The 24,387-nt window shown below is 65.6% G+C and carries 22 protein-coding genes, 2 tRNA genes and 1 pseudogene; 8 read left to right on the top strand and 17 right to left on the bottom strand.

The window, feature by feature from the left end; genetic code table 11:
- The first annotated feature begins 31 nt into the window (after positions 1-31).
- Together ACQP2D_RS11025 and ACQP2D_RS11020 are read left to right on the top strand one after the other, a co-directional pair.
- Positions 32-568, top strand: coding sequence for a pyridoxamine 5'-phosphate oxidase family protein (locus ACQP2D_RS11025; RefSeq protein ID WP_433683617.1), 537 nt, complete (start codon positions 32-34; stop codon positions 566-568).
- Positions 569-699: 131 nt separating this feature from the next.
- Positions 700-894: a DUF5302 domain-containing protein gene (locus ACQP2D_RS11020; protein ID WP_433683616.1), complete on the top strand. Its 195-nt coding sequence runs from the start codon at positions 700-702 to the stop codon at positions 892-894.
- Between the two features lie 771 nt (positions 895-1,665).
- On the opposite strand, the gene ACQP2D_RS11015 is transcribed toward ACQP2D_RS11020, so the two are convergent.
- The 4 genes from ACQP2D_RS11015 to ACQP2D_RS11000 all read right to left on the bottom strand — a co-directional run bounded on the left by ACQP2D_RS11015 (position 1,666) and on the right by ACQP2D_RS11000 (position 4,358).
- Positions 1,666-1,738: transfer RNA gene (locus ACQP2D_RS11015), tRNA-Glu, on the bottom strand.
- Positions 1,739-1,893: 155 nt separating this feature from the next.
- Positions 1,894-1,965, bottom strand: a tRNA-Gln gene (locus tag ACQP2D_RS11010).
- A 133-nt stretch (positions 1,966-2,098) separates the two neighbouring features.
- A complete protein-coding gene (gltX, locus tag ACQP2D_RS11005) occupies positions 2,099-3,571 on the bottom strand; it encodes a glutamate--tRNA ligase (protein ID WP_433683615.1) in 1,473 nt (490 codons plus the stop codon).
- A 13-nt stretch (positions 3,572-3,584) separates the two neighbouring features.
- Positions 3,585-4,358, bottom strand: coding sequence for a fumarylacetoacetate hydrolase family protein (locus ACQP2D_RS11000; protein WP_433683614.1), 774 nt, complete (start codon positions 4,356-4,358; stop codon positions 3,585-3,587).
- Positions 4,359-4,850: 492 nt separating this feature from the next.
- Between ACQP2D_RS11000 and ACQP2D_RS10995 the strand changes: the two genes are divergently transcribed.
- Both ACQP2D_RS10995 and ACQP2D_RS10990 read left to right on the top strand, forming a co-directional pair.
- Positions 4,851-6,032, top strand: a complete 1,182-nt coding sequence (locus tag ACQP2D_RS10995; RefSeq protein ID WP_433683613.1) for an MFS transporter — start codon at positions 4,851-4,853, stop codon at positions 6,030-6,032.
- Between the two features lie 288 nt (positions 6,033-6,320).
- Positions 6,321-6,803: a hypothetical protein gene (locus ACQP2D_RS10990; protein ID WP_433683612.1), complete on the top strand. Its 483-nt coding sequence runs from the start codon at positions 6,321-6,323 to the stop codon at positions 6,801-6,803.
- 329 nt (positions 6,804-7,132) lie between these two features.
- On the opposite strand, the gene ACQP2D_RS10985 is transcribed toward ACQP2D_RS10990, so the two are convergent.
- The 4 genes from ACQP2D_RS10985 to ACQP2D_RS10970 all read right to left on the bottom strand — a co-directional run bounded on the left by ACQP2D_RS10985 (position 7,133) and on the right by ACQP2D_RS10970 (position 11,898).
- Positions 7,133-7,735: a Uma2 family endonuclease gene (locus ACQP2D_RS10985; protein WP_433683611.1), complete on the bottom strand. Its 603-nt coding sequence runs from the start codon at positions 7,733-7,735 to the stop codon at positions 7,133-7,135.
- A gap of 167 nt (positions 7,736-7,902) precedes the next feature.
- Positions 7,903-8,910, bottom strand: coding sequence for a 3-isopropylmalate dehydrogenase (locus tag ACQP2D_RS10980; RefSeq protein ID WP_433683610.1), 1,008 nt, complete (start codon positions 8,908-8,910; stop codon positions 7,903-7,905).
- Between the two features lie 184 nt (positions 8,911-9,094).
- Complete coding sequence (gene serA / locus ACQP2D_RS10975) at positions 9,095-10,693, bottom strand: phosphoglycerate dehydrogenase (RefSeq protein WP_433683609.1); 1,599 nt, start codon at positions 10,691-10,693, stop codon at positions 9,095-9,097.
- Positions 10,694-11,391: 698 nt separating this feature from the next.
- A complete protein-coding gene (locus ACQP2D_RS10970; RefSeq protein WP_433683608.1) occupies positions 11,392-11,898 on the bottom strand; it encodes a hypothetical protein in 507 nt (168 codons plus the stop codon).
- A gap of 110 nt (positions 11,899-12,008) precedes the next feature.
- Between ACQP2D_RS10970 and ACQP2D_RS10965 the strand changes: the two are divergent.
- Positions 12,009-12,865 (top strand): annotated as a pseudogene (locus ACQP2D_RS10965) (nucleotidyltransferase domain-containing protein).
- 69 nt (positions 12,866-12,934) lie between these two features.
- On the opposite strand, the gene ACQP2D_RS10960 reads toward ACQP2D_RS10965, so the two are convergent.
- Positions 12,935-13,429, bottom strand: coding sequence for a winged helix-turn-helix transcriptional regulator (locus ACQP2D_RS10960; protein WP_433683607.1), 495 nt, complete (start codon positions 13,427-13,429; stop codon positions 12,935-12,937).
- Between the two features lie 106 nt (positions 13,430-13,535).
- On the opposite strand from ACQP2D_RS10960, the gene ACQP2D_RS10955 reads away from it, so the two are divergent.
- Positions 13,536-14,180 (top strand): dihydrofolate reductase family protein, encoded by a 645-nt coding sequence (locus ACQP2D_RS10955; RefSeq protein ID WP_433683606.1) that lies wholly within the window; start codon positions 13,536-13,538, stop codon positions 14,178-14,180.
- 66 nt (positions 14,181-14,246) lie between these two features.
- On the opposite strand, the gene ACQP2D_RS10950 is transcribed toward ACQP2D_RS10955, so the two are convergent.
- The 7 genes from ACQP2D_RS10950 to ACQP2D_RS10920 all read right to left on the bottom strand — a co-directional run bounded on the left by ACQP2D_RS10950 (position 14,247) and on the right by ACQP2D_RS10920 (position 21,339).
- Positions 14,247-14,450: a cold-shock protein gene (locus tag ACQP2D_RS10950; protein ID WP_040693519.1), complete on the bottom strand. Its 204-nt coding sequence runs from the start codon at positions 14,448-14,450 to the stop codon at positions 14,247-14,249.
- A 502-nt stretch (positions 14,451-14,952) separates the two neighbouring features.
- Positions 14,953-15,429, bottom strand: coding sequence for a TetR/AcrR family transcriptional regulator (locus ACQP2D_RS10945; RefSeq protein WP_433685607.1), 477 nt, complete (start codon positions 15,427-15,429; stop codon positions 14,953-14,955).
- Positions 15,430-15,529: 100 nt separating this feature from the next.
- Complete coding sequence (gene iolD, locus ACQP2D_RS10940) at positions 15,530-17,371, bottom strand: 3D-(3,5/4)-trihydroxycyclohexane-1,2-dione acylhydrolase (decyclizing) (RefSeq protein WP_433683605.1); 1,842 nt, start codon at positions 17,369-17,371, stop codon at positions 15,530-15,532.
- Positions 17,372-17,492: 121 nt separating this feature from the next.
- Positions 17,493-18,329, bottom strand: coding sequence for an ATP-binding cassette domain-containing protein (locus tag ACQP2D_RS10935; protein WP_433683604.1), 837 nt, complete (start codon positions 18,327-18,329; stop codon positions 17,493-17,495).
- Complete coding sequence (locus ACQP2D_RS10930) at positions 18,326-19,378, bottom strand: ABC transporter permease (protein ID WP_433683603.1); 1,053 nt, start codon at positions 19,376-19,378, stop codon at positions 18,326-18,328. The genes ACQP2D_RS10935 and ACQP2D_RS10930 overlap by 4 nt, the downstream gene beginning before the upstream one ends.
- Before the next feature lie 13 nt (positions 19,379-19,391).
- Entirely contained in the window at positions 19,392-20,399 is a 1,008-nt protein-coding gene (locus ACQP2D_RS10925; RefSeq protein ID WP_433683602.1) for a sugar ABC transporter substrate-binding protein, read from the bottom strand.
- A 10-nt stretch (positions 20,400-20,409) separates the two neighbouring features.
- Positions 20,410-21,339, bottom strand: coding sequence for a TIM barrel protein (locus ACQP2D_RS10920; RefSeq protein ID WP_433685606.1), 930 nt, complete (start codon positions 21,337-21,339; stop codon positions 20,410-20,412).
- Positions 21,340-21,632: 293 nt separating this feature from the next.
- Here ACQP2D_RS10920 and ACQP2D_RS10915 point away from each other — a divergent pair, with 293 nt between their 5' ends.
- Together ACQP2D_RS10915 and ACQP2D_RS10910 are read left to right on the top strand one after the other, a co-directional pair.
- On the top strand, positions 21,633-22,637 hold the full coding sequence (locus ACQP2D_RS10915) for a LacI family DNA-binding transcriptional regulator (RefSeq protein ID WP_433683601.1): 1,005 nt from the start codon (positions 21,633-21,635) through the stop codon (positions 22,635-22,637).
- Between the two features lie 66 nt (positions 22,638-22,703).
- Complete coding sequence (locus ACQP2D_RS10910) at positions 22,704-23,723, top strand: Gfo/Idh/MocA family protein (protein WP_433683600.1); 1,020 nt, start codon at positions 22,704-22,706, stop codon at positions 23,721-23,723.
- Between the two features lie 196 nt (positions 23,724-23,919).
- Here ACQP2D_RS10910 and ACQP2D_RS10905 read toward each other — a convergent pair whose 3' ends face one another.
- The gene (locus tag ACQP2D_RS10905) at positions 23,920-24,384 is read right to left on the bottom strand and encodes a nitroreductase/quinone reductase family protein (protein ID WP_433683599.1); all 465 of its coding nucleotides are present in this window, start codon (positions 24,382-24,384) and stop codon (positions 23,920-23,922) included.
- Positions 24,385-24,387 lie beyond the last annotated feature (3 nt).

Below are 24,387 nucleotides of genomic sequence, written 5' to 3'. Positions count from 1 at the left end.
CGTTCTAGTCGAACATCTAAGGTTGGTGCGCATGGGAGTAAACCAACGGGCGCAGATCGTCATGTCCGACGCCGAGATCACCGAGTTCCTGCAGCGCAACCGCATCGCGACGCTGGCAACCATCGGCCCGAACGGCACACCACATCTCATCGCGATGTGGTACGCCCTGCTCGACGGCGAGGTCGCACCCGATGGCTCGGTCCGCAAGCTGCCCGAGCTGTGGTTCGAAACGAAAGCGAAATCGCAGAAGGCCGTCAACCTGCGCCGCGACCCGCGCATCACCTGCATGGTCGAGGCGGGGCACACCTACGACCAATTGCGCGGGGTCTCCATCGAAGGCCACGCCGAGATCATCGACGATCCGGACAAGCTGTACGCCGTCGGTGTGAGCGTCTGGGAGCGCTACACCGGCCCCTACAGCGAGGAAGTCCGCCCGCTCGTCGAACAGATGCTGCACAAGCGCGTCGCCATCCGGGTGGTCCCCGATCGCCTGCGCAGCTGGGACCATCGCAAACTCGGCCTGCCACAGCTGCCCCTCGGCGGCACCACCGCGCAATCGCTGGACTGATCGCGGCACGCGGGCGATATCCGACTGACACACCGCACCCCGCGCAGTAGCGTCAACCCTGTTCGACCCGAATCGGCAGCGCGACGACGCCTCTTGGCGCGGTGCGCGGTCGCGACGACGAGGAGCAGACGATGGCGGAAGCGGATAGTTCCAACGGCAGCGCGGGATCCAGCGCCGAAGAGGTCAAGCGCAAGTTCAAGGAAGCCCTGGAGCGCAAGAACCAGCACCACGCCAAGTCGACCGATCATATGGACGGACGATCCAAGGCAACCTCCGCCCACGGCAACGCCAGCCACAAACGCGAGTTCCGCCGCAAGAGCGGATAAAGCCCCACCCCCAAGGCCCTCCAGCACCCCACCTGGAGGGCCTTTTGCAACTCCCCCACTTCCCGGCCCCCGCGACAGCCACGCCAAGTACAGACCGCCAAACGACCCCACATCACGCGAACGCCCCAGTTGAAGCCCACACCCGCCGCAAGCCCTCCGACAACGAACCACCCGCCCCGCCCCTTGCCACTCCCACACCGATCGAGAATGCGCTGATGCAGGTGTGCTCTCGACGTTTTACCTGCATCAGCGCATGGTGATCACTTGTCCAGGGCTTCTCGGCGGCGGTGAGCCGCGCGCGAGAGGCCGCGGTCCGAACACGCGGGCTGCACAGCTGGAAGCCAGGCCCAGGAACAATGCATCCGCAGGCCACCGGTCCGGGGAATCTATGCGGCCAAGAACCAACGGTCCGGGCACAGATGCGACCAAGAATCACCAGTCCGGGACCCCCGCCACCAGAACCACCAGTCCACGACCCCGCGACCAAGAACACCAATCCGGCGCCCACACAGCCGAAACCCACGAGTCCGGTTCCCTGGGAAGAAACCCCACGAGACCAGCACCAACACGGCAGACAACCCCATTACGGGAAGCTACGTACCCGACCCCTAGGAGCCCGCGCCCCTGGTCCGGGGGCGAAGCCCTCCGGCTCTACTCGGGGGTCCGGGGGCGAAGCCCTCCGGGTAGGGGCGTGGGGGTTCCACCCCCACAAAACAATGCGAAAACGAGCAAGGCCCATGCTCTCCATGAGCATGAGCCTTGCACTCGTTGTAGCCCCGACGGGATTCGAACCCGCGCTACCGCCTTGAGAGGGCGGCGTCCTAGGCCGCTAGACGACGGGGCCAGGACTCGACCTCCCACATTTCTGTGGGCGATCTTTCCGTTCGATCTTTCGATCAGTGGAAGCTCGGTTAGCTTAGCGGACCGAAGCTCGGCGACCAAATCGCCGGATGCTGAACAACTTTCGGTCGCGAACCGAGAGACGAACAACATTCTCCGCTGGGGTACCAGGACTCGAACCTAGAATGGCTGAACCAGAATCAGCTGTGTTGCCAATTACACCATACCCCAATGACCAGGACGTCAGACCTCGTGTCCGGCTGACCCGAGGCCCTGTTCCGAGCCGAGAAGAAGAGTACCAAACCGCATACGGTTAACTACAAATCGGCTGGTCAACGCCCTGTTTTTCGGTCAAGTCCGGGTTTTACGCGGACGCGGCCCACGCCAGCGCCGAACGCAGCCGAGCCAGCGTGGTTTCGCGGCCGAGCAACTCCAGCGACTCGTACAGCGGCGGGCTGATGTGCGAACCCGTGACCGCCACTCGCACTGGCGCGAACGCCTTGCGCGGCTTGAGCCCCAGATCATCGATGAGCGCGGTTTTGAGCGCATCCTCGATGGCGGAGGTGGTCCAGGCCGTCAACGGCTCCAGCGCGGCAATGGCGGCGTCCAATATCGGCGTGGCATCGGGGCCGAGGTTCTTCGCCCCCGCCGCCGGATCAATCGCGAACTCTTCCGCTGGCGCGAACAAGAAACGCAGCAGATCCCACGCGTCGGACAACACTACGATCCGGGTCTGCACCAGTTCGGCGGCCGCGGCGAACATCTTGTCGTCGATGTCGGCGCCGATGTGGCCGTGCTCGGTCAGGAACTCGCGTAAGCGGTGCGTGAAATCACCCGGCTCCAGCAATCGGATGTGTTCGGCGTTGAGCGAGTCCGCCTTCTTCTGATCGAAACGGGCCGGATTCGAATTTACCTTCGAGATATCGAAGGCCGCCACCATCTCCGCCATCGAGAAAACATCGCGATCATCCGCGATGCCCCAGCCGAGTAGCGCCAGGTAATTCAGCAAACCCTCCGGGATGAATCCCCGATCCCGATGGACGAACAGATTCGACTCCGGATCGCGCTTGGACAACTTCTTGTTGCCCTGCCCCATCACGAACGGTAGATGAGCGAACTCCGGAGTGAACTCCGCGACACCGATCCGCCGCATCGCCGCATAGAGCGCGATTTGCCGCGGAGTTGAGGAAAGAAGGTCTTCCCCGCGCAACACATGGGTGATCTTCATCAATGCATCGTCGACCGGGTTTACCAGCGTATAGAGCGGATCGCCATTACCGCGGGTGAGTGCGAAGTCGGGCACCGTACCCGCTTTGAAGGTGGTTTCGCCGCGCACCAGATCGTGCCAAGTGATGTCCGCATCGGGCATCCGCAAGCGAATTACCGCCGGACGTCCGGCAGCGCGATATGCCTCGATCGCCTCGGGGGTGAGATCGCGGTCATAGTTGTCGTAACCGAGCTTCGGATCACGGCCCGCGGCGCGGTGGCGCTCCTCGACTTCGTCGGGCGTGGAGAAGGATTCGTAGGCCTCACCGGCCGCCAGCAACTTCTGCACGACCTCCATGTGCAGCTCGCGCCGCAGGGACTGGCGGTACGGCTCGTAGGGTCCGCCGACTTCCGGACCCTCATCCCAGGTGAGGCCGAGCCAGCGTAGCGCGTCCAGGAGCGCCCGGTAGGAGTCTTCGGAATCGCGTGCGGCATCGGTATCTTCGATGCGGAAGACGAACTTGCCGCCGGTGTGACGGGCGAACGCCCAGTTGAACAGCGCCGTCCGGATCAGGCCGACGTGTGGCGTCCCGGTCGGTGACGGGCAGAAGCGGACCCGTACTTCAGTCATGGCTCTCTTTCGACTAGCGCTTGGCGGCAACAGGATTGGTGAGGGTTCCGATGCCCTCGACGGTCACGGACACGTTCTGCCCGGACTGCAGCGGGCCGACGCCCTCCGGGGTCCCGGTGAGGATCACATCACCGGGCAGCAGCGTCATCACCGTGGTCACCCACTCGATGAGCTTCGGAATATCGTGCAGCAGAAGCGAAGTGCGGCTGCGCTGGCGGACCTCGCCGTCGACTTCGGTGACGATCTCCAGATCCGAAGGGTCCAACGAGGTTTCGATCCACGGGCCGAGCGGGCAGAAGGTGTCGTAGCCTTTGGCCCGGGTCCACTGGCCGTCGTGCTTCTGCTGGTCACGCGCGGTCACATCGTTGGCGACGGTGTAGCCGAGCACCACATCGAGCGCGCGGGCAGCGGGCACATCCTTGCACGGACGGCCGATGACTATCGCCAGCTCACCCTCGTAGTCGACCTGGGAAGAGCTGGGCGGCAATATGATCGGTGCGTTCGGGCCGACGATCGAGGTGCTCGGCTTCATGAAGATCACCGGATCGGCGGGCGCGACACCGCCCATTTCGGCCGCGTGCGCGGCGTAGTTCTTGCCGATGCAGATCACCTTGCTGGCCAGAATCGGCGCGAGCAGGCGCACGTCGGCCAGCGGCCAACTCCGTCCGGTGAATGTCGGAGTACCGAACGGATGTTCCGCGATCTCTTTGGCGACGCTCTCGCCCCCCTCCCCTTCGATACTGACGAAAGCGACTCCATCGGGACTGGCGATTCGACCTAGACGCATGCCCGGCAGTCTATCGACCCCCGTCGACCTGCTCGAACGCTGTATCTGATTTGCCGCGCCTGCGGCGCGGCGTGTTCGCGGCCCCCTTTTGTCTCGCGTCCGAGCCGTCGAGACTCGCGCCTGCGGCATGCACTTCGACGACTCGGACGCGAGACGGGCCGCGAACGGTCGCTCGTAAGACTCGCTCCGCGCTGGTCACCCATGTGCGAACCGTCAGCACCCGGCGTACACCAGCCTGGCCGTCGAGACTCGAGACCTCGTCGCATGTGCTTCAACGGCTCGGCCGAGTTGAAGGCCGCGCCTGCGCGACGCGAGACGGGCCGCTCGAACAGTCACTCCGTGGGGGCGGCATCGACGCACGGGTGGCGTCGAAATGTGAGGAGATCGACAGCCCGACCCTCGAAATCAGGTTGCCCACCGGGTGTACGGTAAGTCCCAATGTTCACAGAATGAGAACGCTGTCCCATATTTTGAGATTTCGAGGTGAGGTCGATGGCCACTACCGTGACGCAGATACACGAGGTCCGACGGTGGTCCATGCTCGGACTCGGGGTCTTCGCGCAGGCCTCCAGTGCCGTTTTCATCCACGGGGTCCCATTCCTGCTGCCAGCACTGACCGCGGACGGCATGCCGCTGGCGACCGCCGGATTGCTGGTGGCCATGCCGACGGTCGGGCTGGTGTGCACGCTCATCGCTTGGGGGTATGTCGTCGACCGGATCGGCGAGCAGAAGGTGCTGGTCGGCGGGCCATTGCTGATGTTCGTCGCGGGCGCGGCGGCAGCAACGGTGTCGAACCACCTCGCACTCGGCGCGCTGCTGTTCTTCGGCGGCGTCGGCGCGGCGAGCACCAATGGCGCCAGCGGGCGGGTGATCGTCGGCTGGTTCCCGCCGCATCGACGCGGGCTGGCCATGGGAATCCGGCAGACCGCACAGCCCTTGGGTGTCGGCGTCGGCGCATTGGCCATTCCAGCGGTCGCGGCCGCGCACGGCGTCTCGGCGGCCATTCTGGTACCCGCCGTCATGGCCGGCGCGGCCGCGCTGGGCTGTCTGGTCGGGATCGTCGATCCGCCTCGCCCCGCCGGTACTGCCGCGGATCGGACCAACCCCTATCGCGGCGATTCCACGCTGTGGCGCATACATGCGGTGTCGGTGCTGCTGTGCGTTCCACAGGGCACCGTATGGACTTTCGCATTGTTGTGGTTGCATCGTGACGTCGGCTGGTCACTGCCGGTGGCGGGCGCCCTGGTTACCTTCACCCAAATCCTCGGCGCCCTAGGGCGAATCGGCGCGGGTGCGTGGTCGGATCGCGTCGGCAGCCGCCTGGGGCCGCTGCGGACGGTCGCGATTGCCGCCGTAATCGCCATGGCCGCCTTGGCTTTGGCCGCATGGGCACATGCGTGGTGGGCCGCGATCCCGCTGCTGATCGCCGCATCGGTCATTACGGTGTCCGACAACGGCTTGGCCTTCACCGCAGTCGCCGAAATCGCCGGACCCTACTGGAGCGGACGCGGGCTCGGCATTCAGAACACCGGCCAGAACCTCGCAATAGCCACCATCCCACCGGTTTTCGGCGCACTGATCACCGCCAGCGGCTTCCCGGCGGCGTACCTGTTGGCCGCCGGTTTGGCGATGGCGGCCGTGCCACTGGTTCCAGCGGATCGACGATCCAAGTAACGGCCCCTTATACATTCGCGCCCATCCCGATCTGCCGGGGCGGGTGCGATCCATGCGTGCCGATCACATGCGACCGTCGACCGTCGAGATCCGCCGCAACGCGACAAGAGCCTGGCTGATTCCGAATCGTGCAGTGACCCGAGAGATGTCGTCGACATCGATCTCCGCCTGCACGCGCCCGCATCACTGCGGATTCCGCAGCACATGAGTTGATCGGATTCGACCACGATTGCGCATTGATGTAAATCCAGCCTTGACAAGCTGTGGGCGTCAAGTCAGGCTTTACATATGCCCGTAGAACAGCAGCATGTAGACCCGCAGGACGAGCGGGCAATGCTCGGAAAGTTGTTGTCCGCCAATGCGGAACTGGTCGTGGGTGTGCTGAGCCCGGAGCAGGGGCGGCCCAGCGTGCCGGTGCTGGCCGCACTCACCGCGACCCGAAACCTCAGCCGCCTCGTCGACGACATCCTGCACACCCTGGCCCGGCAAGCCCGCGATGAAGGGCACACCTGGGCCGAAATCGGCGATCTGCTCGGCACCTCACGCCAAGCGGCCTTCCAACGCTTCAGCGGCCCGATGCCCCCGACCGGCCCGTTCCCGCCACCTCCGACCCCGCCCGGATTCCCGCCGCCGCCCGGCATCCCCATGCCCCCCACCCCGCCAACACCACCCGAATTCCCAACCCCGCCCGGGCTCTTCACACCACCCACCATGCCGATACCACCCAACATGCCGCAGCCGCCCAACCCGCCAACTCCGCCCACCCGCTAGTCCCCGATCCACGAATCCCTCACCACCGCAACGATTCACCACCAACCCTGCGGCGCCCGGAGACGCCATCGCGAGAACGTCATGCCCGAGCAATTCCCACCCACCGCCGAACAACTGGCCGAACTGGCCGGGCGCGGACCGACCATCGCCGAATCGGTCAGTGCGGCAGCCACTCTCGTCGAATGGCGGCATCTGGCCGTCGCCGGTGAGGTGTTCGATGCCGTCGGGCCGGTCGCCGAGCCGGTGGCGCGGATGCACGATGCCATCACCGGTGCCGTCTACGAGTCGAGCCACGGCGGACGGCGGCGCGCTGGCCGAGCGCGATCAGTTCAGATCTCGATCAGGGCAGCCGGGTCGAAACTCACCCGGAACGGTGGATCCGCCTCGATCTCCGCGGTGCACACCGTTCCCGCCGCCACTACCGGACTCGCGCGAAAGGCGCCGTCCGCGAGCAGCATTCGGTGGATCCGGACCTCCGGATGATGCTCGACGATCCAGTATTGCGGGATATCGATGGCCGCGTATTCGCGGACCTTCCTGACCCGGTCGGTGCGCTCGCTCCCGTTGCCCGGTGCGACAACCTCCACAGCGAGCAGCACTTCTCTACCCTGAATCAGCCTGGGCGTTTCGGCGACAATCGCCGCTCGCGCAATGTCTCTCGGGATCACCACGATATCGGGCTTGCGCACACCACTCAGGGTGCCGACTTCCCAACCGCCGCCCATACATACGTGTACAGCCGCTCCGACCGCCCCGGCATCGATGAGCCGGCCGAGCCGCTGCACCACGAAGTTGTGTCGCGCGCCGCCCGCGACCGCGATCAACCATCCGTCCTCGAGTTCGAACCCTTTACCGCCGTCCGGTAAGCCGTGCAGATCCACTTCGGTATACGGTCCGAACCCCCGCCCGCGCAGCACCCGACGCTCACTCATCGGACCGCCCGGGTGGCCGGAGTGGGGTCAGGCACGTCGAAGCGCAGGGCATTCATCGATGGTTCGCGCTTGCGGAGCCGAATTCAAGTGTGTCCGAACCCCCTCGCGGTCCACGAATGCGAAAAGCCCGCGCCCGAAACAGTCGAGCGCGGGCCTTCCGGAAAGTGTCAGACCGCCGCGGCGATCCGATCCCCGACCTCGACGGTCGAGGCCGCACCGCTGCGCGACGCGAGATCCTTGGCAACCGCGGCTTCGATCCGAGCCGCCGCCTCCGTGTTGCCGAGATGGTTGAGCAGCAAGGAAACCGAAAGGATCGCCGCGGTCGGATCGGCCTTGGACTGACCAGCGATATCGGGAGCACTGCCGTGCACCGGCTCGAACATGCTCGGGTTGGCGCCGGACGCGTCGATATTGCCGCTGGCCGCCAGGCCGATACCACCGCTGACCGCCGCCGCGAGGTCGGTGATGATATCGCCGAAGAGGTTATCGGTGACGATCACATCGAAGCGGCCCGGATCGTTGACCATATGGATGGTGGCGGCGTCGATGTGCTGGTAGGCGGTCTGCACCTCCGGGAATTCGACCGCGACCTCGTTCACCGTGCGCTGCCACAGCGAACCGGCGAAGGTCAGCACATTGTTCTTGTGCACCAGCGTCAGGTGCTTGCGGCGTGCCTGCGCCTTGGCGAAGGCGTAGCGCACCACGCGCTCGATGCCGAAGCGGGTATTGGTGCTGACCTCGGTGGCGACCTCATGCGGCGTCTGCACCCGGATGGCGCCGCCGGTACCGGTGTAGGGCCCCTCGGTGCCCTCGCGCACGACAACGAAGTCGATATCCGGATTGCCGGCCAGCGGACTGGTCACGCCCGGGTACAGCTTCGACGGACGCAGGTTCACGTGGTGGTCCAGCGCGAAGCGGGTGCGCAGCAGCAGTCCGCGCTCGAGCACACCGCTCGGCACCGACGGATCGCCGATCGCGCCGAGCAGGATCGCGTCATGCTGCTTCAGCTCGGGCAGCACCGAATCCGGCAGGATCTCCCCGGTCGCGTGGTAGCGACGGGCACCCAGGTCGTATTCGGTCTTCTCGACACCCGGCTGCACCACATCGAGCACCTTGATGGCCTCCGCGATGACCTCGGGACCGATCCCATCACCGGCGATAACAGCAAGCTTCATAACAAAATGCTCCGTTCAGTATTGCCGACCGCCACGGTACTTCGCCGCGCACTGCCCGCCGCTGTCGGGCATCGCAGCGCACGCTTCCTACGTCGCCCGGCAATCGCGCGCCCAGCGTGACGTGTCGTGCCCGGCACATGTGACGGCGCCGCGCACGAGTCGATGTGCGCGGCGCCGACGGTGGTCAGAACAGGTCGACCAGGACGATCTTCGCGGCGCCAACGGATTCCGCGATCGCGGCCTGGACGTCTGCGGGGACTTCGCGGGCCACCCGCAGAATCACGGTCGCGCCTTCCTTATCCACATCCTGGCTCAGCTGTGCGGCGAGGATGTCGATCTCGGCCTCACCGAGCTTGGTGCCGATCTTGCCCAGCGCGCCCGGCCGGTCGTCGTAGTTCAGCACGGCCAGGTTCAGGCCCTCGGCGCGCATATCGTAGTTACGGCCGTTGATGTTGACGATCTTCTGCACCAGCTGCGGCTCGGTCAGCGTGCCGGCCACATTCAGGGTGCGGCCGTCGCCGAAGACCGCGCGCAGGTCGACGACGCTGCGGTGGCTCGGGCTCTCCGAAATCTTGGTGACCTCGGCAGTAATGCCACGGTCCTTGGCCAGCGCGGGGGCGTTGACGAAGGTGACCTGGTCCTCGACCAGCGCGGAGAAGATGCCGCGCAGCGCCGACAGCTCCAGCACCGCGACATCCTGGGCGGCCAGCTCGCCGCGCACCTGCACCTCGACACTGACCGGGAGCTCGTTGGACACCGCGCCGAGCAGGTGGCCCTGCTTGCGCACGATCTCCAGCCACGGCGCGACATCGTCGCTGACGGTGCCACCGGTCACGTTCACCGCGCCCGGCACGAATTCACCGGCCAGGGCCAGCAATACGGACTTGGCTACATCGGTGCCCGCGCGGTCCTGCGCCTCGGCGGTGGACGCACCCAGGTGCGGGGTCACGACGACCTGCGGCAGATCGAACAGCGGGCTGTCGGTGCACGGCTCGGTGTCGAACACGTCGAGACCGGCAGCGCGCACATGACCCGACTTGATGGCGTCGGCGAGCGCCTGCTCGTCGACCAGCCCACCGCGCGCGGCATTGACGATGATGACGCCCGGCTTGGTCTTGGCGATGGCTTCCTTACCGATGATGCCCTTGGTCTCGGGGGTCTTCGGCAGGTGCACCGAGATCAGGTCGGCGCGCTCGAGCAGTTCGTCCAGGCTCAGCAGTTCGATGCCGAGCTGGGCGGCGCGGGCCGGGGAGACGTAGGGGTCGTAGGCGATCACCTTGGTCTCGAACGCGGCCAGGCGCGCGGCGAACAGCTGGCCGATGCGGCCGAGGCCGACCACACCGACGGTCTTATCGAAGATCTCGACACCGTTGAACTTGCTGCGCGCCCAGGTGCGCTCGCGCAGCGTGGCGTCGGCGGCCGGGATCTGGCGCGCGGCGGCCAGCAGCAGCGTGACGGCGTGCTCGGCGGCGGTGTGGATGTTCGAGGTGGGCGCGTTGACGACCATGACGCCGCGCTCGGTGGCCGCGGGCACGTCGACATTGTCGAGGCCGACACCGGCACGGGCGACGATCTTCAGGTTCTTCCCGGCCTCGAGCACCTCGGCGTCGACGGTGGTCGCCGAGCGGACCAGTAGCGCGTCCGCCTCGGGCACCGCGGCGAGGAGTGCCGGGCGGTCGGGGCCATCGACCCAGCGAACCTCGACACCGTCACCAAGCGCGTCGACGGTCGACTGGGCGAGCTTGTCGGCGATCAGAACAACAGGACGGCCTGCTTGGCTCACTGTGGGTTACTCCTGGGAGGAAGAGGGGTCGGCATTTACCGCCGACCAGCTTAGTGGGCGCGAAATCGCAGCGCCCTACCCCCTGGTAGGCAGCCGCCGTCAGTGCCGTCGCCGCATCCGGCAAAGGCGAAGGCCCCGCACCATCGGGTGCGGGGCCTCGACTCATCTCGCGCCGAATCGAACGGCGCGGATACGGCCGAAATCAATCGGCCGCAACAGCGCTATCAGCCGCCGAACGAACCCGTCCACAGGGTGTTGAGAATACCGTGCAAAGCAGCGCTACCGGTGGAAAGCAGGCCGTTCAGGGCAGCAGAACCGGTGTCGATGATAACGGGGATCATGAAATTTCCTCTTCGTCGAAAACAAACCCAGTCGAACTGGCTGACACATGGCACATCGGGGCTCGCGCAAATGCGGTTACGGATTTCGGCCGGATAGTGACGCAGACTACATATCACTTTTCATTGTGAGCTGGACAACTGTCCAACACGGGTCTGAGCTGGCCAAATCCCGCCAATTGCAGGTCAGCTGCACTTTTCCGAGCCATAATTTGCTCCGCAAAAAGATGCTCCCTAAGAACTCTCTGAGAGAATGTTTCATACTGACTGAGACCGTTCCGAGATAGGACTGACCACCGGCGTTGATCCGGCAAATTCAGGACATATCCATCGGCGTCGCCGCCGAATTGCCTGGCAGCGCTATTGGTCGTCGCAATACATCAGATACGGCCGCCCCAAAATCAGCGCGACAGCAAGCGCGGCGCTACCGAAATACACCGGCAGCAGATGGATGAACGCGGTGGAGTGGATGAAGAAGTGGATCACCAGTGCGCTGGCGGACCCTGCGACGGTCGCACCGAGCGTCCACCACACCCATGCCTCGCCCTGCCGCCAGCCCCACAGGCCGAGCAGCACGATCGCCACCGCCGTCGCCATCAGCTCACCGCCGAATCCGGCGCGGCCGTGGGCGATGAACGGCAACAGGTGTGCATTGGCGCCCTTCAGCGTGTCGACATCGGCGTGCATGAACCGCAGGTCGGTCGGCACGAAGACGAAGATGAGCCCAACGGTCGAGATGACGACACCGCCGATGAATGCGCCCACCCCGTGGCGATCATCACCAGCTGACCGACCAGCGCCCGTCGACGCACCCGTTCCGGACATTGCGGCGGCACCGTCCAATGCCGCGTTGTCGGCTTGTGCCACACCGCGAGCAGGAACATCGGGAACAGCACTGCCGCCGTCAACACGTGCAGCGGCTCGACGAAGGCTGCGCCCACCAAGTGCCCTCAGTTACCCCGACACTGTGAAAACGGATGGCCCACCGTATCCCGGCCGAACTAGCATCACCGGCCATGTCCCTGCGCGCGATTCCCGCATCGATGGACCCGATGGTGGTCGGGTCCATCGATGCCGAGCTCGATCGAGTCGAGCTCGCGCATCGGGTGTCGGTGCGGCTCGCCATCGAAAGCGGCAGTCGGGCTTGGGGATTCCCTTCGCCCGATTCGGATTACGACTGCCGGTTCGTCTATGTCGCGCATATGGATACTTACCTGTCGCCTTGGCGGACAAGGGATGTCATCGAGACCCCGCTGATCGGCCTCCTCGATGTGAACGGCTGGGATCTGGCCAAGGCGCTGCGGCTGCTGGTCAAGGGCAATGCGGTGCTCATCGAGTGGCTGATGTCGCCGATCTCTACCGGGGCGATGACCGGTTCCGTGCCGAATTGTGTTCCGTAGCAGAGCAAGTCGCCGACCGCAACCAGGTGGCCCGGCACTATCTGCATCTGGGCGGCAGGCAGTGGGCACTGTTCGATCGGCACCGCTCGCTGAAGAAGGTGTTCTATTCGCTGCGGCCCGCGATGGCATTGCGCTGGCTGCGCGAACATCCCGATGCGGCGGTGGCGCCCATGCATCTGCCGACGCTGCTGGCGCAGTGCGAGTTGCCCGTCGGGCTGGTGACGGACATCATCGAGCTGACCGAGCTCAAATCACGTACCCGCGAAATGGGCAGCGGCACCGTCCCTGTGTCGATCGCGGAGTTCATCGCCGACGAATTCGACCGCGCGACAGCTGCTTTCCCGAAGACAGCGGATCGGGATCTGGAGCGCGCCCGCGAGATCACCGCCGACTTCTTCCGCAAGGAAGTCCTCGCCACAGGAGATGGGCTGTAGCGCATCAGGACTCGGCCGCGCCGTCGACAGGCGGCGCGGCCGGATCCGACGCACGGCCGCAGGCCCGCATCACCCCTCGGCGGCCGCGTCAGCGTAGGCGCGCGCCAGCCGCTCGGTCGCGGTCGGGGCATCCGGATCGGGGCGGGGCATCCCGAGGTGCGATTCGCGCAGCTCGTCCATGAACTCGGCCCACAGCTGCGGCCCGCCCTCCTCCAGCAGTTCCGCGCGTACGCGCAGCCGCTTGGTTGTCGGCCGATGCCGCAACCCCCAGGCGCCCAGCTGCGCCATGATCGGCACCAACTGAATCGCGGGCTCGGTCAGCCGATACTCGGCCTTCTGCCCGGGACGGGTGTCCTCGCGGCTGAGCAGTCCGGCCGCGACCAGGCGTTTGAGCCGGTCGGACAGGATATTGGATGCGATGCCCTCCTCCGATCCTGCGAGCAGCTCACGAAAGTGACGGCGGTTGCCGAACATCACGTCGCGCAGTACCAGCAGCGTCCACCGGTCGCCGATCACCTCGATGGTGGCATTGATCGGACAGCCCGAACGTCCCTCGTCGCGCATCTGATGCTCCCTCGGTCGAAACTACTGCTTGCATTCTACAACCAGTTGCACCTACGCTGTCCACAAGCGATTGCAAAATACAAGCAGATCGAGAAAAGAGATGCTCATGGCCACCTTGCGCGTACACAACATCGCGATTTCCCTCGACGGCTACATCGCGGGACCGAATCAAGGACCCGACAACCCGATCGGCGAGGGCGGGATGCGGCTGCACGACTGGGTGTGGGCTACGCGCTACGCACAGCAGATGAACGGCGAGCACGGTGGCGATACCGGCGTCGACAACGATTTCATGGCGGCGGGCGATGCCGGAATCGGCGCAACCATCATGGGGCGCAACATGTTCGGTCCGATCCGGGGACCGTGGGCCGATCACGAATGGCGGGGCTGGTGGGGCGATAACCCGCCCTACCAGCACGACACCTTCGTCATGACCCACCATCCGCGGCCGTCGCTGCCGATGGAGGGTGGCACGACATTCCATTTCGTGAACGAAACGCCGGAAGAGGTTCTGCGCCGAGCACTCGAGGCCGCGGACGGTCAGGATGTGCGGCTCGCAGGCGGGTCATCGGCCGTCCGGCAGTTCCTGCGCGCCGGTCTGGTGGACAAGATGCACCTCGCGGTCGTCCCGATCCTGCTCGGTGCGGGCGAACGGCTCTACGACGATCTGGGCACCCTGCCGGGCTATGAGATCAGCTCCGTGGTGCGCTCCCCCGCCGTCACGCATGTCACCTTCACCAGGAGCGCATGAACAATCCCCGAAACGACGAGAGGCCCGCACCCCCTGCCGGGTGCGAGCCTCCTAAGTCACGCTTGATCAGATAGCGCGGACGTCCTGGGCCTGCGGACCCTTCTGGCCCTGGCCGATCTCGAACTCCACGCGCTGGCCCTCTTCGAGGGACCGGAAACCCGAGCCGGAAACGGCCGAGTAATGCACGAAGACGTCAGGGCCGCCTCCGTCTTGAGCGATAAAGCCGAAGCCCTTCTCGCTGTTGAACCACTTCACACTGCCTTGAGCCATGTTCTTTACTTCTTACTTCCTGTTGGTGAGCCGAGCAGATCACTTCGATGAGCCCGGTCTCGAGATCAACAATGCCATCATCCGACGAATTCAGCCACATCCAGCAGTGGTGACTGTGAGCAAGCCGACGTTGGCGATGGGGTGTGGCCGCGGCCGCAATGCCGGATCCACGATGCTGGCTACCCCGCCCACGCTACCACCTCAGGGCATAGATCAGCCGGTCGGCGCACACTTTTAGCTACCGAAGCGGCCGCGTCGACGATCGCAGCAACCATTCTCGGCACACACTTCGCACCGATCCTAAGAAGTTGTAAAGAAAATACGCGACGGGGCGCTTTCGCGTGCACTAACTGGTCGGTTTTCAGTTTTGCGGACGCGCCCGATCGATCGCGGCGGCGACGCCATCGAGGACGAGTTCGAGGCCGAAGGTGAAATCCGCGTCGGGATCCTCGGGCGGTGTCTCCCAGATATCCGCGGCGAATAGCCTTGCGGCATCGGGAAATCACACCGGATCGACCAACTCGGCGAGATCGTGGCCATAGTTCTGTTCGACCTGCGTTTGTTCGAGACCTGCCGCACGGCTGCCCGCTTCGAGTTCACGGGCAAGTACGAACGCCTGCCGGACGTAGCCGCTGACTACCGTGATGACGCCGACCTGTGCCGCCCAGTCCAGATCCGTATCGCGCAGACAGCGCAGCCCCGCGTCCATCCATCCGATGGCGTTCGGGCCGCGCGGCGGACCGGCGACCGGCAGCCGGGTCAGCCAGGGGCGTCGCTGGAAGATCGCTCGCTGTGCCAGCGCCCAGCGGCGCAGATGTGTGCGCCAATCCCCGCGCGACTCCGTCGGTCCGGTTGCCGGACCCAAGCCGAGGTCGGCCATGAGCACGACCAACTCGTCCTTGGAGCCGATATAGCGGTAGAGCGACATGGGCGTGACATGCAATGCCGCCGCGATCTTCGGCAGCGTCGCGCCGGACAGTCCGTCCCGACAGTGCCGCCCGCGAATTCGGCGACGGACAGCACATCGCCGTCGGGTAAACCAGGCGGTCTTATCGCCGCCTGCCCTGGCCCAGGCTCGCTCAGCCGTTCAGATGGCGCACCTGCCTCGACTTCGACTCGTCGTACGCCGCGCGACCGGACAGGTGTTCCGGCACGCCGACCTCCCACCAGGCCCCCGCATCGGTCCAGGCCGACGGCTGGGTGCGCACGACAACGACGGCCGGACGGGACTCGCCGAGGGCGGCGGCGCGGGCCCGCGCGTACGCGCCGCGGAACTCGACCAGGTCGGCCGCGGTGAAGACCGCACAGCCCAATGATCGAGCGTGGCCGACGAAATCAACCCGGGGCGGCCGGGGATGGTTGGTCCGACAGTCGGCATAGAAGTTGTTGAACGGCTCGCCGCCCTGCCCCTCCTGTAGGCGGGCGATCACCGCGTACCCGTCGTTATCGCAGACCACCGCGACGAACCGGTGTCCGGCGAAAGCGGCGGAGAACAGTTCGGAGTTCAGCATCAGATAGGAGCCATCGCCGAGCATGGTGGTGACCAGGCCGTGCACGTGCGCCATGGCCGCACCCCAGGCACCGGCGAGTTCGTAACCCATGCAGGAGAATCCGTATTCGACATCCATCGTCGGGACGGTGCCGGTGGCGCGCCAGCCGCCGATCAGTTCGCCGGGCATACCGCCCGATGCGGTCATCACATAGTCGTCCGGAGCGCTCAATTCGTTGACGACGCCGACGATTTGGGCATAGCTCGGAGTTCCCGGCGTGGGGGCGCGCAGCTTATCGATATGCGTATCCCAGGTGGTTCGGAGTTCTTCGGCTCGGGCGGACCATTCGGCGTCGACTCGCCAATTCGCGAGGTGCGCAGCCAGTTCCCTGACCGTCGCATCGGCATCGCCGACGACCGCGAGTGCGCCGTGCTTCACCGCGTCGAATCGGGCCGTATTGATGGTGACCAACCGGACGTCGGGGGCGAAGACCGTCCAGGACGCGGTGGTGAAGTCCTGGAGTCGGGTGCCGATGGCCAGCACCAGATCCGCCTGCGCGGCAGCGGTATTGGCCGATGTCGAGCCCGTCACACCGAGCGGGCCGGTGAACAGCGGGTGGTCGTGGGGGACGAGGGTCCGGCCCGCTGTCGTCTCCGTTATCGGAATGCCGTGCCGCTCGGCGAATTCGAGTACCAGTCGGCCCGCACCCGAATAGCGGACGCCGCCGCCGAGGATCAGCAGCGGACGTCGCGCCGAGCGCAGCGCGTCGGCGGCTTCGGCCACTATCCGAGAGTCGGGGCGGGCACGCGTGATTCGGTGCACGACCGGCTCGAACAGCGCCTCGGGGAAGTCATAGGTCTCGGCTTGTACGTCCTGGGGCAGTGCCAGCGTCACCGGTCCCACATCGGCCGCGTCGGTCAGCACCCGAGCCGCTTGGGGCAGGGTGGCGATCAATTGTTCGGGCCGCGTGATGCGGTCGAAGTATCGACTGACCGCGCGAAACGCGTCATTGACGGTGACGGTGGGGTCGCCGAAGTGCTCGACCTGTTGGAGCACCGGATCCGGCGCTCGACTGGTGAAGGTGTCGCCGGGAAGCAGCAGCAGCGGTAGGCGATTCGCATGGGCGACACCGGCCGCCGTCACCATATTCAGCGCGCCGGGACCGATCGAGGAGGTCGCGATCCCGACCTGACGACGGTGGGTGGCCTTCGCCAGGCCGACCGCCGCCAAGGCCATCCCCTGCTCGGTATGTCCGCGCCAGACCGGTATTTCGGCACTGCGCTCCTGCAGCGCGGTGCCGAGCCCGAGCACATTGCCGTGCCCGAATATCGCGAAAACGGCTGGGAAGAGAGGGACTTCACGACCATCAAGGGTCTCCGAACGCTGGGCGACCAACCACCCGACCAACGCCTGCGCCATCGTCACCTTCATCCGAACCGTCCTAGAAGTCGTGGGTTGGACGATGCGGCTCGGTGCGTGCGCATCGTGCTTCGTGATCGATGACCGGGCCGATCGGACGCCGGTCCGCCGATCGCGTGGACCTCGAATCCGGTCACGGCGTGACCACTCGCTGCAATTCGTGCTGTAGTGCGTCCAATTCCGCGCCACCGGCCATTTGCCTTGTCAGCTCCGGCAAGTCGATTTCCGACTTCTCATAGGAGCCGAGCATCGCGCCGCGTTTGAGCAAGAGGAAGCGGTCACCGACCGGGAAGGCGTGATGCGGGTTGTGCGTGATCAGAATGACCCCGAGCCCTCGATCTCGCGCCTGCACCACGTATTTCAGCACCACACCGGCCTGCTTCACGCCGAGGGCGGCGGTCGGCTCGTCCAGTATGAGCACCTTGGCCCCGTAATGCACCGCCCTGGCGATCGCGATGCACTGACGCTGGCCACCGGAGAGCGTGCCAACCGGCTGCTCCATATCGCGGATCTCGATCCCCATATCCGCCAGCGCCTGTCGTGCGATATCGCGGCCCGTGCGCCGGTCGAGCAGTCGCAGCGGACCATATCCGATGGTCGGCTCGGAGCCGAGTACGAAATTGCGCCATACGCTCATCAGCGGCACCACCGCGAGATCCTGGTATACGGTCGCGATGCCGTGATCCAAAGCCTCTCGGGGCGAGGCAAAACGGATCGTCTGCCCGTCGATCTTCAGCTCACCGCGGTCGTGCTGATGCACACCGGCGAGGATCTTGATCAGTGTCGACTTGCCCGCACCGTTATCACCGAGAATGCAGGTGACCTGTCCCGCGTTCACCACGGTCGAAACCTCACGCAAGGCGACGACACCGCCGTAGCTCTTGCCGATATCGATCGCCTCGATCAGTGGTCTCGCCCTATTCGTCACCGTGCCGCCACTGCTCGAATCGCTCTGCGGTGCTGTACTCATCGGCGTACCCTTTCGGCTCGCTTCTTAAAGATGTTGTTGACCAACACCGCCGCCAGCAGCAGCACGCCGAGGAACAGCATGAACCAGTCACTGTTCCAACCAGCGAAGACAATGCCCTGCCGCGCCATGCCGAAGATCAGCGCGCCGATCGCGGCGCCGATCGCCGAACCGAAGCCGCCGGTCAGCAGGCAGCCGCCGACCACGGCCGCGATGATGTAGTGCAGTTCCAGTCCGACCCCCTGGTTCGCCTGCACGCTGGAGAAGCGCAGGATGCTGCAGGAACCGACGACCCAGCCCGCGAAGGCGGTGGTCATGAAGAGCACGATCTTCGTCCGGTCGGCCGGGACGCCGACGGCCCGCGCACTGGGCAGCGCACCGCCCACCGCGAAGATCCAGTTGCCGAATTTGGTTCGTACCAGCACAAGTGCGGCGATCGCGGTCAGCACCACCCACCAGACGACCGATGCCTGCAGATGCGTGTCGCCGATATCCAGTGTCGATGCGAAGACCCATCCGGCCGAGTTGTACCCGTCGGCGCTGCGAATGCCGGAGACCTGAACGGTGCCGGTGACCAACCGGGTGACACCCAGGTTGAGACCCTGTAGCGCGAGGAAAGTTCCGAGGGTGACGATGAAGCTCGGTAGACCGGTACGCATCACCAGCCACCCGTTGAACGCACCGACGGTCAGCGCGAAGAGCAGCGAAACCAGCAGCGCCAGCCAGACATTCCAGCCCGCGTGCACCGCGAGCAGTGCCGTGACCAGCGCGGTGGAGGCGGTCATGACACCGGCGGACAGATCGAATTCACCGCCGATCATCAATAGCGCCACCGCGACCGCCATGATGCCGAGCGTGGACGAATCGTCCAGCCAGGTCGCGACGCCGAGCGGACTGAGGAACCGGTCGGTTATGACCGAGAAGAATACGAAAACCAGTGCGGCACCGAGCAATGCCCCGACCTCCGGTCGCACGACCAAGCGCTGGAACAGCGTCGGACCCTCCGGCGGGCTGCTGGGCGTGACCTCGGAAGTTTTGGTGGCAACAGACATTTCATCCACTCCTTCAGCGCATGCCCAGTGCCACGCGGGCGGACACGGCTTCGACATTGTTCTTGTCGACGAAGGCGGGCCCCGTCTGCACCGGTGCGCCACCACCGACCGAGTTCAGGTTCGTCCGATACAGCTGCAGCAGCACCACCGGCAGATAGCCCTGTTCGTATTGCTGCTGGTCCACCGCGAACAGCAGCTTGCCCGCCCGAATCGCCTCGACCACATCGGTATTCAGGTCGAAGGTGGCGACCGTGGCGGCCGACTGCGATTCCTTCACCCCGTCGACCGCGCGGGCGGCGACCTGTGAATTCAGCGTCAGCACCGCGTCGATGGACCTGTCCGCCTCCAGCGCACCTTTGATGCGGGACTGCGCGTCGGTGGGGTTGTTGATATCCACCTGCAGTGTTGTGCCATTGCCGAAGGCCTTGGTCGCGCCGTCGCAGCGCTGATTGGCGCCTATATTGCCGGCCTCGTGGATGACGCACAGCAACTTCTTCCGGCCCGCGTCGGCGAGGCGTTTACCCGCGGCCTGCCCGGCCAGCGTCTCACTTTGTCCCACATGGCCGATGGCGCCGAATTTCGCGCTCTCGCTCTCGCCCGAGTTGATGGTCACCACCGGAATGCCCGCGGCGACGGCCTTTTCGATCGAGGGGCGCAGCGCCTCCGGATTCGCCATCGATACGACCAGACCGTCCACGCCCTGCGCGACCGCGTTATCGATGAGTTTGGCCTGCTGTCCGGGATCGCCGGAGGAGTTGTACTCGACACGGACGCCGAGATCCTTGCCCGCCGCCTCCGCACCGTTCTTGACGACGTTCCAGAAGGCGTCACCGGGGCTGCCGTGGGTCACCACCGCGACCGAGCCCAATTTGCCCTGGGCGACCGGGGATCGGGTCGGCGCGGGAACATCCGCACCCGGACCACTACACGCGGCGAGAATGGTGGCCGCGGCCAGCCACGGCACCAGGCGGCGCGATCGCCGCCACCACGGCGTGCGTATTTCCAGTGACATCGTTGTCATCACTTCCCATCTAGATTCGGGCGGAGTCGAGAGCGGAACCGATGCCCGCGAGGTGGATCAGACTGCGGGCGGCATCTCGGCTCGGCAGCTCCGCCGAATCCTCGGGGCGCAATGCCGTGTCCTGTTCGATGACATACCAGCCGCGGTAGCCGGCGGCGTGCACACTGCGCACCAGGGCATCGAGGTCGACATCGCCCTCGCCGAGCGGGACGTAGATGCCCTGGCGGACCGCGTCGCTGTATTCCAATGCACCGCTGCGTACTCGATCCGCGATCGCATTGCGCACATCCTTGAGGTGGATATGTCCGATGCGATCGGGATAGCGCTGCGCGAGGCGGACCGGATCGGTGCCGCCGATGAGCAGATGGCCGGTATCCAGGCACAGGTCGAGGTCGGAATCGGCAAGGAAGCGGTGGACTTCGGCTTCGTTCTCGATGTAGGTGCCGACATGTGGATGCACAGTGGTGCGGAGTCCATATTCTGCGGCGACATCCCTTATGGCGGCGGCTGTTTCGATAAGGGTCCGCCACTCTCGGTCGGAAAGCGCTGGGCGCGTGTCATATCCGTCGAGGCCGGTCGCGGCCGCGAGGACGATCACCTCCGCGCCCGTCGCGGCGAACAGTGCGGCGTTCTCGCGGGCGGCCACGATCGCCTGCTCCGGGTCGCGGTGCAGTGCGAGGGCGAGGAAGCCACCGACCGAGCTGATCCCGAATCCGTCGAGCAGCGAACGCAATTCGAGGGGATCGCGCGGTAGATAGCCGGGTGGGCCGAGTTCGGTGGCCGAGATGCCGAGCGCAACCATCTCGGCCAGCACGGTGCGCGCGTCGAGCACGTGACCCCAACCGGGGACTTCACAGACGCCCCAGGAGATCGGCGCGGCCGCGATGCGTAGTGGGTGGCGCGGTTCGGGCGCAACCGCCGCCCGGTCACCGCCCGTCATCGAATCGCTATGCGATGCAGTACTCATCGGGACTCTCCGACCTTCAGCGTCGATCGACACATGCGCTCCGAACTATTGGAGCGCTCCAACTATGTAACGTGGGTCATAGTGTGTCAAGTACTGCATCGGCTGCTCTGATATCGCTGCTACCAGCAAAAATTGAGTCCTCCAGCGGAAACCCGGCGAGTTGGCGATGGGAAAAATGTCGGATTAGAGCGCTCTATTGCCTAGGGTGCGCCAACCTTGTAACGTCCGACACGGCACGAGCACGGAGAAGACGGAACGGAGGCGAAATGGCGCGACCGACCATGGAGGACGTCGCCGCCCACGCCGGTGTATCCCGTGCGCTGGTGTCCCTCGTCATGCGCAATTCACCCAAGGTCAGCGAACACCGCCGTCGTGCGGTGCTCGAGGCCGCGAAGGACCTCGGCTACCAACCGCACATCATGGCGCGGTCGCTGGCCAGCCGGACCTCCAATATCGTCGGCGTCATGGTCTCGGACCTGCGCAATGCGTTCTTCGCCGATGTAGTGGAGGGGATGGACGCGGCCGCGCAGGACGCGGGCCTGGAACTGATCCTCAATACCGGGCGCCGCAGCGCCGCCCGTGAGCGCACCGCACTGGAGAGCCTGCTGTCCTTCCGACCCGGTGGCATCATCCTGCTCTCCCCCGTACTGCCCATCGCGGCCGTCCGCGAAGCCGCCGAAAAGTGTCCGGTGGTGCTCGTCTCGCGCAGTTCGGCCATCGCCGATGTCGATACCGTCAATGACGACGGCGAGATCGGTGCCGCGCTGGCCGTGGATCATCTGGTCTCGCTCGGCCACCGTCGGATCGTGCATCTCGACGGTGGCGGTGCCTTCACCTCGGCCGCCCGCCGTCGCGGCTACCGCGACGCCATGGCGCGAAACGGGTTGGAGCCCATGATCATCGCGAGCGAGCACACCGATTCGGCGGGTATCGCCGCGATCCATAAATTGCTGAATCTGTTCTCTCACGAGAGTTTTCCCACCGCGCTGGTGTGCGGCAATGACTTCAATGCCGTCGGCGCGATGTCGGCGCTGGAGGAGGCCGGACTCTCGGTGCCGCACGATGTTTCGATCGTCGGCTATGACAACTCGTCACTGGCCGCACTGCGCCATGTGTCCCTGACCACCATCGATCAGCCCCGAATCCAGATGGGCCGCTTGGCAATCGAGGCGCTCATCGAGCGCCTGCGCGGCGGCCGCACCGAACCGGTGCGCCGCCGCCTGCAACCTGCACTGGTCGTCCGTGCGACAACCGCCGCTCCACGCAACTGACCCGGGTCCGACTGTCGTCCCTGTATCACCCCACCGCCAGTTCGTATTTCATCAGGAGGAGAGCCGATGACATCCGCGCACACCGTCACCGTTGGCCTGGCAGGCACCGGAAGAATCGGCACCTCCCACGCCGAGACGCTCAAACACCTGCCCGGTGTCGACACCGTCATCGTCGCCGACGCCGACGCCGAACGCGCCCGTGCCGCTGCCGGAAAGCTCGGCGTCGAAGTCGTCGCCGATATCGACGCCCTACTCGCCTCGCCCCTGGACGGCCTGGTCATCGCGACCGCCACCGACTCCCATCCCGAACTCATCACCAGAGCCGTGGACGCGGGCATCCCCGTCTTCTGTGAAAAGCCCGTCGCCGCCGACATCCAGGGCACCCTCGAAGTCATCACCCACCTCGAGAACTCCACCGTCCCGGTCCAAATCGGCTTCCAACGTCGCTTCGACGCGGGCTACCGCGCCGCCCGGGCCGCCATCGCCTCCGGCTCACTCGGCTGGCTGCACACCCTGCGCGCCACCACCCTCGACCCCGCACCCCCACCCGCCGAATACATCCCCCGCTCCGGCGGCCTGTTCCGCGACTGCGGCGTCCACGATTTCGACATCATCCGGTGGGTAACCGGACATGAGGTAGTCGAGGTCTACGCCACCGGCGCCAATCGAGGCGAAACCTTCTTCGCCGACGCAGGCGACATCGACACCGCCGCGGTAGTGCTGCGCCTGGACGACGCCACCCTCGCCACCGTCTCCCTCAGCCGCTACAACGGCGCAGGCTACGACGTCCGCCTCGAAGTCCTCGGCTCCCGAGGCAACGCCATCGTCGGCCTCGACGACCGCGCCCCCTTGACCTCCGTCGAACCCGATTACACCCCCTCCGCTCTCCCCGCCTACCCCGGCTTCATGGAACGCTTCCGCCGCGCCTACACCGACGAACTCGCCGCGTTCTTATCCATGATCAAGGGCGACCTCGAAAACCCCTGCACCCCCACCGACGCGTTGGAAGCGTTCTACATCGCCGAGGCCTGCGAACTGTCCCGCCGAGAAGGCCGCACCGTCGCAGTTTCCGAAGTCCGGCACTGATCCGGCCCCTCGTCACCGGCCGACTGCGTCACCGCTCGGGCCGCAGTCGGTCACGACAGCCTCGACTCTCGGCGATGACGCGCCACCGCGAGGATCCACCGCCTGAGCGGCAAGGTCATCGCGGCCGTCGCGGAGGCGATGGATGCGGATGAGCTGGCCGAGCAGTTGCGGGGCGACAGCGAAGATCATGGCCGGGCTACCAGGGACGGAGGCGGACTACCGCGGTGCCGTGGGAAAGGGCGGTGCGGAGGGCGGGGAGGTTGGTGGTGCCGTCGGGGTCGAGGTGGATCTTGGCGAAGCGGCCGTGGGTTGGGTTTTGGGTGAGGATTTCGCGGTAGAGGGTGGCGGCGCGGGATTCGTCGGTAATGACCTCGTGGTCGGCTTGGACGTCGGTGCCGCGGAGGCGGATTCGGACCGGGGTGCCTGGGATGAGGTTGCGGCGCCAGTTGGCGGCGGTGCCGATCAGGAGGTGGCCGTCGTGTTCGGCGTAGCCGACGGGGTTGGCGTATTCGCGGCCGGTTTTGCGGCCGGAGACGGTGATGATGAGGAGTTTCTTGCTCAGTAGGGGGTGCAGGCGGGATCGGAGGATGGCGCGGACGATGGTGTCGCCGATGCGCTGGGTGCGGGATTGGGTGGTCTGGGCTTTGGTCGAGGTTGGCATGAT

The organism is Nocardia sp. CA-119907, from assembly GCF_050955995.1.
GTDB lineage: Bacteria > Actinomycetota > Actinomycetes > Mycobacteriales > Mycobacteriaceae > Nocardia.
Note: the sequence above shows the minus strand (reverse complement) of the source record. Positions and strands in the feature narration are given on the sequence as shown.